At 58.5% G+C, this 9879-nt stretch carries 10 protein-coding genes; 2 read left to right on the top strand and 8 right to left on the bottom strand.

Features of this window, described 5'->3' with window-relative positions; translation table 11 throughout:
• Nucleotides 1-149 precede the first annotated feature (149 nt).
• On the top strand, nt 150-824 hold the full coding sequence (locus tag I5M_RS17045; protein ID WP_244432029.1) for a hypothetical protein: 675 nt from the start codon (nt 150-152) through the stop codon (nt 822-824).
• A gap of 261 nt (nt 825-1085) precedes the next feature.
• Here the strand turns inward: I5M_RS17045 and I5M_RS17050 are convergent, their stop codons facing one another.
• The 8 genes from I5M_RS17050 to I5M_RS17085 are packed head-to-tail and all read right to left on the bottom strand — an operon-like array spanning nt 1086 to nt 9368.
• On the bottom strand, nt 1086-2105 hold the full coding sequence (locus tag I5M_RS17050) for a glycosyltransferase family 2 protein (protein ID WP_022722497.1): 1020 nt from the start codon (nt 2103-2105) through the stop codon (nt 1086-1088).
• Nucleotides 2102-2653, bottom strand: a complete 552-nt coding sequence (locus tag I5M_RS17055) for a DapH/DapD/GlmU-related protein (RefSeq protein WP_022722498.1) — start codon at nt 2651-2653, stop codon at nt 2102-2104. The genes I5M_RS17050 and I5M_RS17055 overlap by 4 nt, the downstream gene beginning before the upstream one ends.
• Before the next feature lie 23 nt (nt 2654-2676).
• Entirely contained in the window at nt 2677-3663 is a 987-nt protein-coding gene (locus I5M_RS17060) for a glycosyltransferase family 2 protein (protein ID WP_051048781.1), read from the bottom strand.
• A 38-nt stretch (nt 3664-3701) separates the two neighbouring features.
• Nucleotides 3702-4442 (bottom strand): hypothetical protein, encoded by a 741-nt coding sequence (locus I5M_RS17065; protein WP_148287896.1) that lies wholly within the window; start codon nt 4440-4442, stop codon nt 3702-3704.
• Entirely contained in the window at nt 4429-5892 is a 1464-nt protein-coding gene (locus tag I5M_RS17070; RefSeq protein WP_083909604.1) for an O-antigen ligase, read from the bottom strand. The genes I5M_RS17065 and I5M_RS17070 overlap by 14 nt, the downstream gene beginning before the upstream one ends.
• Nucleotides 5893-5924: 32 nt before the next feature.
• Nucleotides 5925-6644 (bottom strand): polysaccharide deacetylase family protein, encoded by a 720-nt coding sequence (locus I5M_RS17075; RefSeq protein ID WP_022722502.1) that lies wholly within the window; start codon nt 6642-6644, stop codon nt 5925-5927.
• Complete coding sequence (locus I5M_RS17080; protein ID WP_022722503.1) at nt 6641-7807, bottom strand: glycosyltransferase family 4 protein; 1167 nt, start codon at nt 7805-7807, stop codon at nt 6641-6643. The genes I5M_RS17075 and I5M_RS17080 overlap by 4 nt, the downstream gene beginning before the upstream one ends.
• Nucleotides 7782-9368 (bottom strand): bifunctional 2-polyprenyl-6-hydroxyphenol methylase/3-demethylubiquinol 3-O-methyltransferase UbiG, encoded by a 1587-nt coding sequence (locus tag I5M_RS17085; protein ID WP_083909605.1) that lies wholly within the window; start codon nt 9366-9368, stop codon nt 7782-7784. The genes I5M_RS17080 and I5M_RS17085 overlap by 26 nt, the downstream gene beginning before the upstream one ends.
• Nucleotides 9369-9604: 236 nt before the next feature.
• Between I5M_RS17085 and I5M_RS31465 the strand changes: the two genes are divergently transcribed.
• A partial coding sequence (locus tag I5M_RS31465) for a glycosyltransferase (RefSeq protein WP_148287897.1) occupies nt 9605-9879 on the top strand: 275 nt, incomplete at its 3' end.

Below are 9879 nucleotides of genomic sequence, written 5' to 3' on the forward strand. Positions count from 1 at the left end.
TCAGGAGCGGAGAGATTCACTATGCCTTGGGCCGATTTCACCTCGTCCGACAGGCGTACGGAAGCTTCCGCGGGCTGACAGACACCCGAACGCCGGAGCTCCCGGGGCCGTATTCGACGCTATTCCCGGAGGCTGACGTAAGCCAAATCGTGGAGGCCATCTCGACAGATGCGGTATACGTCGGGCTGAATCTCCCCCCAGACATCGTCGCCGAAATTGATGAATTTGCGCGCACCGAACCGCTCCACGCCAACTACGATCCGAACGGGCCCACCTTTTCCTACGGCGAAGTCCAAAGAGGGCGAACGCCCGACGGAAGGTCCGTTGCCCTCGGAGGCATCCGCGAGCCGTGCCGGTCCCCCGCCGTCCAAGCAGTCGTCAACGATCCTGTTCTGCGATCGATCGTGACCGCCTATTTGAGGCACACGCCGCGTCAAATCACGACAATACTGCACTGGAGCTTCGCTTCCGACTTTGATGAAGAGGAACGACGGAAACGGTTGCGGCATCACGTAATCGACTATCACTACGACGTCAGTGGGTTCAACTTCGTCTATGCCAGTTTCTATATCGGCGATACCGACCGCTACTCCGGCGCGCACGTCATGATGAAGCGTTCGCACAAGAGAAAGCCGCTGCGGATGCTTCTTGGCTCCGCGTCGGCGAGTCAAGAAGACGTCAGGCGGCAGTTTGGCATGGACAATGAAATCATCATCGAAGGTCCTGCTGGGACCGGCTTCGTCCAGGACACTTCATGCTATCACCGAGCCACACCGCCTACGCTACGGGATCGGCTTATGCTGGCGGTACGATTCATTAATTGAAGCAGCCGTTTTTGACCGTCGTTCGCGCCGCGCCGCCCGGCCTTCCGAGGTCGACGGATTCAATACCTGCAGAAACGGTCGAATCAATTGCCTGATTCCCGACCTTGGCAAGGCTGAAGGAATTCTCGGCTTACTCGCATCCGCTCGATCCGGATCAAGCCGCATCGGCCACGCGCCGGCCCTGAAGAGAATGTCCGGCGACCGCTCTCTGCCCGCGAGCGTCCGGCAGCGCGCCATTGAGAGGCTGCAGGACACCCCTTGCTAGGGGCGCCCAGCCTCTTTGGCGGCTCGAGGTTTCAGGTTGGCGGCCATCCCATGGCCGAGCTCACGGTGCGACGGCCTCAAACCCGGGTACCCCTTGATCCAGTCATGGCGGTCTCGCCAAACCGTGCCCCACGGATCAGCATCGGAGCGCCGGGATCGCGATCGGGCTCGTGCGAGCTGCGCTCGAAGACCAACGCCAACAAGCAACTGAAACAAAAGCAGCGATCTTCGCCACCCATCAAAATGGTCTCGAAAAAGAGTCGCTTTTCCTTTGAAGAGCAGCAGCAGTTTCCCCGCCTTGGTCGCGGACGCTTTGCCGACCTCATGGATGATACAAGCGTCCGGACAAATAATCGGACGATACCCTGCCGCCTTCGCGCGCAAGGCAAGGTCAGCATCCTCTCCATACATGAAATAGCGCTCGTCAAATCCGCCAAGTTCGTCCCAGACATCGCGGGGTGCCAGCAAAAGGCAACCCGTGACGATGCCCACTTCCCGTACAGTATCCCGACGCCAGTGCGCCATCGCCTCCGGGTCGAACCACTGCGTATGACGAAAAGCGGTGCTCAAGCCGAGAGCAAAGCAGGTCGTGCTCCAGATGGTCGGAAGCGCCCAGCAAGACGACAATTCGAGAGAACCGTCAGTCTTCAGAGCCCGGCCGCCGTAGAGCCCGTGGCCAGGCTGCGATCGCGCAAATTGTACAAGCCGTTCAAGAGCCCGATCGAGCACGACCGTATCGGGATTGAGCAGAAGCAGATATTCCGCATCGGCCCGCGTTGCAGCCAGATTGACGCCTCGTGCAAAACCCAGATTCTGCTTTGCATCGATCAGCTCGACCTCGGGAAACTCGGTGCGGACCATCGCGACCGACCCGTCGGCCGAGCCATTGTCGACGACGATGATTTGTTGGCCAAGCGAACCGCGTTGCTCCACAACAGAGCGCAGGCAGTTTCGGAGCAGATCCTCCGTATTGTAGGAAACGATAAGGACGGCAACGTCGGCGATGTTAATCGTCATGTCGTCGCCCCCGTCGGCTTGGGGCGCGGCTTGATCGCGCGAGCCGGTGAACCCGCACAAATCATGTTTGCCGGCAGGTCGTGCGTAACGACCGATCCTGCTCCGACAATGCAGCCCTCTTCCAACGTCACCCCGGCGGTGATGACGGCATTTGCTCCGATCCAGACACCCTCACGAACAACGATGTCCCGTTCGTTCTTCGGCTGAAACGCAGGAGGCGTTCCCTGCACAAGACCGTAATCGGAAGCCGTCAAGACGGCGTTGGGTCCGATCATGACATCGTTTCCGAGCGAAATTCGACCTGTCGAATTTCCGGCCCACAGGCAAACCCGCTCCCCGACATGGCAGCGATCACCCAACGTGATCCTCTCTCCGTTGGCGATCGACACATTCGGCGCGAAGATCTGGTCACGGCCCATCTTGATCTTGCGCTTCTCGCGTACGTGCTTGTACCCATAGAAGTGCAGGATCCGCAGCGAATGCAACCACACGAGTGGATCCACAATGGACCTCACCCCGTTGCCGATCTTGCCAAACGTACTAGGCATCAGCCGAACTCCCTATGGTCACACTAATCCTGCTTCTCGCGGCTGGTGTCGTCGCGCTCCCAACTGCTATCGCCCCGCCTCTCTTTGCGGATTGCGCCAAACGCCGCCACCTTTGTGATGACTCCATAGACCAGCAAGTCGATGATGTTGACCCGCCGTCGAAGGAGTAGCTCCATCACGGATATCGGCGCGGCTCGACCGGGGAGCCGGCCAAAGCGCCGATCCATCTCGCGTTGTCCAAGCAACGTCCGTGTCCGCCGCTTGATCAGCCCTCTCATCGTGCGAGGCGGACGGACAAAGAACTGCTGCGAACGCGAGACAACGCGTTCAGCGCTCCTGAAAAGGTCGTGGACATACTGATCGTCGTTGGTGATCGCAGGAAATGCGCCCAGACGCGCATGCCCGGCAGCAGAAAGCACATAAACGCCGGACCCGACGAGATTGTCAGTGAACCATGGCATCTCGCACCAGACCCGATAGAACGACCTTATAACGGCCGAGGAGTCATTGAGGTCAACTACCGCACGTGGAGCACCAGCCAGCGCTCCGGTGCGCTCCATCTCGTCCATCACGGACCGGATGGCCGAGGTACTCACCGTGATGTCGGCGTCGAGATAGACGCGCGGGAATACCGAAGCGGCCTCGTCTCCGGCATTCAATGCGGCATGCTTGGATGCTTCGAGACTCTCAACCAGAATGACTTGATCACCGTAGCTTTTCGCTATTTCGATGGTCCGATCGACACAACCGTTCGCGACGACCACGATCTCCAGCTCCCCGGCCTCGGCATCTGCCAGTAGCGCATCAAGGCAACGCGCCAGCACGCGCTCCTCATTGTGGGCTGGGATGACAACGCTGAGTCTCGCCTTCGACCCGGACAACGCGGCACTCTGGCCCCGCCCCATCTCTCGGAAGCCAGCGCCGGAGTCATGCTGGAGCGACGTTTTCGCGAAGGACATGTCGCTGTTTCTTTGCTTAGGACGTTCAACTTCGGTGTGGTGGTGATCCATTGGAATTTGCCAGATTGTGCAGCAGGGTGCATTCGACTTCAGAACGGCCTGGGCAAGACCTGGCCGGCCACTAGCTTTCCTTCCAAGATCCTTCCCAACCGAACGCCCTCCCAATACTCGATAAAATTCTTGTGCCCACCGACGTCGCCCAGAAGATAGGGTGCGTAGCGAAACGGTGGAATGAAGTACACGTTTCGCAGGCGGAGAATATTGTCTCCGCCAGTGTCCGGATGGATGCGAAGGCCGTAGTTGACGCCGCCACCAATGAAGGCGACATTTTCAAGCTCGATTGTCCCGGTCCAATTATCGGCAATGAAGAGACCCGCATTTGCGGCGACGTCATGCGTCACGATCGCAGTATTGGACACCTTCAGGGTGCCCCTGCTCCCCGGCGAATATGCCTGAATGACATCTGCATGGTCCGACTCAACGCCGAGCGCCTCCAGATAGCAGCTATCGATGAGGAACGAACCGCCGCCACCAACACGAACGCACTCTCTCGAATTGACACGGCAGTTTCTGATAGTCGCGCCGTTCCGGGTGACTATCGAAGCCGTCCCGTCAGTTCTCGTGATGCTGCGATCGTTGACGACGCCTCCGGCCGGCACTCTCAAGGCATTTGAAGCGATATTGTCGTTGAATCGCGCATCAGTATAGTCCAACGGAATTTCGCCCGACCTCTCTTGCTGGCCAAGTTTGAACGTCTGCTGACTCGCCCGAGCGACCGGCGTTAAGGCGGCGAACGCCGACAGCGATGCGATGAAGTCACGTCGCCGCATGACCGCCGCCTGCACGTGCGCGTAGGTTGACGTCGGCGTCCGTCACTTGACTGATCAAGTCGGACTGCAGGCGCTTCGACGCACTTCTTGGGCCGAGACCATCGATCGAAAATCTTCCGGATAAGGATGGACGAGTACGTCTTTGAACCCCCGGATGCTGCGCGCGAGCATACGATGAATGGTCTTTTGCGGCGTCATGGATCCACATTCCGCTGCCGAGCAGGAACAGAATCAGCACATAGGGCGCATCCCATACGTGAACCGTGCACATCGAGATCATCAGCCCGCATAGCGTGATGATCAGTGCTTTCCGACATTGGGCGATTTCAAACGGAAGATTTCTGATGCGACCCAGACCAAGGCACATCGCCAGGAAACTGCCCGCGATAAACACAAAGCCCGGAATGCCGTAGCGTACAGCGGCAACCAGCCAGAAATTATCGATGCTGCCGCTCATCCATTCAGGGTGCTCCCACTCGGACTGACCAAGCCCCAGAATCGGATGCTGCATCACCGATTCCGTTCCATAATTCCATATGTGCACTCTCATATAAGAGGTATCCGAATTGAAGGTCAGATACGAAATGAACACGTCGAAAGGACTGCGGTTCGACGTCAAGTCGATCGCAATGAACAAGCCGACGACCAGTGCTGCAAACACGATCCAGCGCTGAGCCATGCGTTTGGTCGCCTTGTCCCAGGCAATCAGGATGCCCTGGACCACCAGCGACAATAACGGCCCGGATGAAAGCGATGTTGCAACGGTCAACGCAACCAGAGCCGCACGACTCAATCGACGCATGGTTTTTTCGCCGACGTAGTAAGCCAACCCAAATGCACTCGAACAAACGATGCCAAATAGAATGGAGTACTCGAACGTCCCCTGCGCCCGCCTCAGACCAAGCCGAAGTTCGCTGCCAATGATGGGATAGGTTGGAAACACCTTGCCGAAGAATTCGATCAAAACCGGCGAGCCCGATATGTTCTCGACGACGGCAAATGGCAGAAGGGCAATGATCGTCAGCGCAAGCGCATTCACCATGCTCCGAAACGTCGCATAGTCCCTGATATACGAGCGTGCCAGCAGATACGGGCCAAGCGTCTCGATCACGAATATGCCGGCGGACTGAAGCGCATTATCGATGCCGTGCAGGCCGATCAGAACGATTGCGCCCCACGCTGCAGTCAGGAGCATCAAGATATCGACGAGCCTGACCTTGCCGACTGCGCCGGATATCCACGTCGCGAAGCTTGGAAGAAACATGGCGACCAGGATCAACCGGTACGGCGACATTCTTGTTGGGCCGATATAAAAGAAAAACGGAAGAACCAACGCGACCAGGAACAGCGGGATCAGAACGAAGTTGCTGCGAGTTCGGGATGCCCGAGGGGCGCCGAGCCGACCCGATTCGGAGAATGCCCGTTTCCCGATTTGATAAGATGCTCTCATCCCGGCACTCTTCACCGACCGTAGACTGAATTCTACCGGTATCGTGCTCGCATCATGGAGCGGTAGAGGCCAAGCTTAGCGCTGGCCTTCCATGCAAGACCGCGCTTCGAATTCGGGTCCACCAGATGTTGGCGCATGTAGTCCTCGGTCATTGCATTCGTTACACAGAGCCGCGAATAGAGAAACGGCTCAAATCCGCGATGGCCACCCAACTGGATGGTGAATAGATGCGTGTAGCCGGCCCTCAAGGCCGCCTCCCAAACCCGTCTTGAAAAGCGCCCATATGGAAACGCGAACAAGGGCACTTGCCTTCCAAGACGATCCTCGAGTATCGCCTTCGATCTGGTTAGTTCGCGCTCGAGTTCTCTATCAGAACAGGTCGTCAGATCGACGTGATCGAGGCCGTGTGAGCCGATGGATGCGCCGGCTTTGTCCAATTCTTCGATCATGTCCCAGGTCAGTCGTCCCGACTCACCCACCAGGCCGACCGGAACGAACGAGATGAAGCTCGGAATACGGGCCGTCTTCATGAAATGGGCATATACTCGCGTGTAGTCAGATACGAACGCGTCGTCAAATGTCAGCAGTACTGCGTCGTCGGCGTCCGAGTCGGAGCAGCGCTCGAGAAAGGTTTTCGGGGCGATGAGTTTGTCTTCAAATAGTTCGAGATGCGCCTCGAACGCTTGATGCGTGAGGCACCAGGCGTTGGACGGCGAGGCTTCCGCCAGCTCGTGGTAATTCAGGACGATCATAACGGCTGAATCAGGCTGGAGACCCGGCTGGCCCATGCCCGCCAATTCAATCGGGTTTCATAAGCGTCGCGGCACGCCACCTTCATCCTCGCCAGCTTGGCGGGCTGCGCGAAGATGTCCGCGATGACGGCCGCGTAGTCGCGCTGGGTGCCGCTTGGAGGCAGCAAGATTCCTGTTTCTCCATCGCGGATCGCGGACGGCACGCCACCGGTGGCGGGCGCGATGCTCGGGAGGCCGTGTGCGGCGGCCTCGCAAAACACGATGCCGTAGCAGTCCGCCCGGGTCGGTAGAAGGAAGAAGTCAGCGTCGCGATAGAGGCCGCTCAGGCGCTGCCGTTGATCGGGGTCGCTTTTGTTGAGAAACGGAATGATCGTGACGCAATCGTAGGACGATGGTTTCGAAGGAATACATCCGCAAATGACGAGCTCAGCGTCGATGCCCCGAGAACGAAGCTCATTGAGCGTTCCGACTGCAACGTCGGCTCCCTTTTCTTCCCAGTTAGCGCCGACAAAAAGCAGCCGACATGGCCCCGGTTTGCGTTCCCCAAGCACGGAATGACGATCCGGCGCGACGTCCAGATTAGCGCCCCAAGGGACCACGTGCACCTTCGCTGGGTCGGCAGTGTAATCATTCACAGCCGATCTGGCGGCCCATTCGGACGGATAAAGGATCAGATCCGCTCGCGCGATCGTCTCCCGTTCGAGACGTTCGGCAGTTTCGCGGGCTCGCCGTGACATGTTCCGGTAATTGGGGTGATAATTCTCAACCAGGCGAAATGTCGCGTCGGAGATGTAGACCAGCGGCACACCCGCCGGCAGCCCGCCGGCAAAGCTTGACCCGGCCGGCGCAATGACGATGTCGGCAGAGGCTGCCCGGATCTTCCGCCAGGCGTCGGCGGCGTATTGCGACGCTACGGGCCCCGCATGAACTGGGGACAGCCCCGTCCCGCGGAACACACGTCGCAGCTTCGAAAAGGCTTTGTACGCGGGCAAGCTGGTGGCGTTCAAAGGCCCGACATGGACGACGTCGTAGCCTTCGTCCGCCAGCGCCTTCGACATATGGAACGGGGTGCCGGACCAGAATCGCACCTTCTTCGCATCCCCGACCGTTGTGAACGCGATCCGCCGAGTTGCGCCCTTACAGGAGGGATACGATTGGATCATTTGCCTTGTCCAAGGTCAGCGGCTCGACGGCAACGAAGAGCAGATTCGACGACGGGATGCGTCCCATCACCGAGGAATTGACGGACGAATTGGTGCCTGAGCGGGCCATCTTCGCGATACTGATGAAGCTCGGCGAGAAAATCAGCTCGGCAAAATCGGCACGGCCGCGCAGGAAACGCGCTCGCTGATGGACAATCCCGATCATACGGTCGAGCGTCAGTCCGGACCTCCGGCACCAATCGCGCACTTTCCGGGGACTGGTGACGTGCACGCCGGATTGATTGAAGCTACCAAGGCCGCGATAGCGATCAGAATAACGCAGCCTTCGCCACAGTTCAGGAACTGACCGCATGTTCGGGGTCTGAATGATCATGACCGACCTCTCACTCATGGCGCCACGGAGCAGAGATAGGGCCTCGACCGGGTCGGCGAAGAGGTGCAGCATGTTCAGGACGAGGATGCAGTCGAACGTCTGACCTTGCAGCTTCGCCGCTGCGACACGAAGATCGCCGAACACCATCTCGACACCCTTCGATGCGGCAGTTCCGGCTACGACCGGATCAAGCGGCACGGCGACGACCCGCAAGCCTTTTTGCGCCAGGGCGCATTCTGTCTCGCCCGAGCCGCAGCCAACTGAGAGCACGCTACACGTCTCAGGGGGGAGAACCGAAAGCACATCCTGATTCACCGGCTCGTAATATTCCTTCGAAAACATTCGCCGCCAGAGATTGGTCCCGCTACTCAGCAGCGGTTTCGGCGCAGAGTTGTCCACGGCCAGTTTCAGCATCGTGTCGACCTGCGAGCGCATTTCCGCTTCGTCGACTCCCACCTTCCCCGCATATTTGTTGGACAGATGATGGACGGCAAAGTCTTCGAAATGCGAAATCGGAATGAGCTTCGTGAGCCCACATCGGATGTAGGGATCGGTCGCCGCCGTGCACAGCAAATCGTGCTTCCACTGATACGGCTCGACCAAGAACCCCCCGGAATCGATCGCCTTTCGGAGCTGATGTTGCGTGAGAACGTAGCACGCCGCATGCTCGTTGGTTAGTGTCGCAAGAACGTATTTTGACCTCGATCGCAGTGAGCCGGCGTCCCAGTGAAATTCGTCGTGCATGTCTGGATAGCTAATGGCGCCATCCGAGTTTCTTTCCATGCGGACGAAGCCGGCGACTTCGTCGTCGTTCAGAGCCTTGGTGACGTCGAGAAAAGCGCGCAACTGCGCTTCGGTGATGAGAATGTCATCTTCAGAATAAATGAACAGGTCGTACCGATCGGCACGCTCCGCGAACAACGGCTTGTGCGCGAACGGAAGCGACCACGGGTCTTTGCTCGGGAGACCGATCCTGCATTCAACTCCCGGCCCGAGCGTCTTGGCGACGTTCGACAGGACGACGACGTCGACATCGAACGCCATCGACTGATATTCACGGATCAACCGCTCGAGGTGGTGATCGTTCGACCTGCCGTAGCTCGCCAGCGCCACCAAAATACTCAGCCGTCCGCTGCGAGGACTCGATTGCAAGGCAGGTAGCGTGGAGACGTCAAAAGCCGCTTGCATCAGCCCGATTATCCCTGTTCGCGGATCGGCCCACCGGCCCGAGACCCGGTGCCCCGGTTAATTAAATTAATAGTTTTAAATATAATAAATCGGTTCTATATACAAGCTGTTTAGATTTAAATATTTTTCTTCGTTAAGAACCATCCGGGTCGGTGGCTTCCCGGCTTGCTGCCCGGTCATACGAGGCCGCCCCTGAAATCAGGGGCCTGATCGCCGTTGCCATGGAGCGACTGATAATGAAGGTTCTGCATTATCCGCATTCGATGGAATTCGGTGGATCGCAAATCAACGCCATTCAACTGGCGGGGGCGGTCCGCGACCGGGGCCACGAGGTCATCGTCCTGTCCGAACCCGGTCCGCTCGTCGAACGGGTCCACAAGCTGGGGCTGGAACATGTCGAGATACCCTTCCGCCGTGGGCGGCCGTCACCGAAGGTTTGCGGAATCATCAGCCGGTTGGTGAGGCATCGGGGAATCGACGTCATTCACGGCCACGAATGGCCGCCGATCAT

The sequence above is a fragment of the Rhodopseudomonas sp. B29 genome (genome assembly GCF_000333455.1).
Taxonomy (GTDB): domain Bacteria; phylum Pseudomonadota; class Alphaproteobacteria; order Rhizobiales; family Xanthobacteraceae; genus Rhodopseudomonas.

What these genes read in the sequence shown, in the direction of transcription:
- I5M_RS17075 (WP_022722502.1), bottom strand. Translation starts at nt 6,644, where the DNA reads ATGATCGTCCTGAATTACCACGAGCTGGCGGAAGCCTCGCCGTCCAAC.
- I5M_RS17070 (WP_083909604.1), bottom strand. Translation starts at nt 5,892, where the DNA reads ATGAGAGCATCTTATCAAATCGGGAAACGGGCATTCTCCGAATCGGGT.
- I5M_RS17055 (WP_022722498.1), bottom strand. Translation starts at nt 2,653, where the DNA reads ATGCCTAGTACGTTTGGCAAGATCGGCAACGGGGTGAGGTCCATTGTG.
- I5M_RS17080 (WP_022722503.1), bottom strand. Translation starts at nt 7,807, where the DNA reads ATGATCCAATCGTATCCCTCCTGTAAGGGCGCAACTCGGCGGATCGCG.
- I5M_RS17060 (WP_051048781.1), bottom strand. Translation starts at nt 3,663, where the DNA reads ATGGATCACCACCACACCGAAGTTGAACGTCCTAAGCAAAGAAACAGC.
- I5M_RS17050 (WP_022722497.1), bottom strand. Translation starts at nt 2,105, where the DNA reads ATGACGATTAACATCGCCGACGTTGCCGTCCTTATCGTTTCCTACAAT.
- I5M_RS17065 (WP_148287896.1), bottom strand. Translation starts at nt 4,442, where the DNA reads ATGCGGCGACGTGACTTCATCGCATCGCTGTCGGCGTTCGCCGCCTTA.
- I5M_RS17085 (WP_083909605.1), bottom strand. Translation starts at nt 9,368, where the DNA reads ATGCAAGCGGCTTTTGACGTCTCCACGCTACCTGCCTTGCAATCGAGT.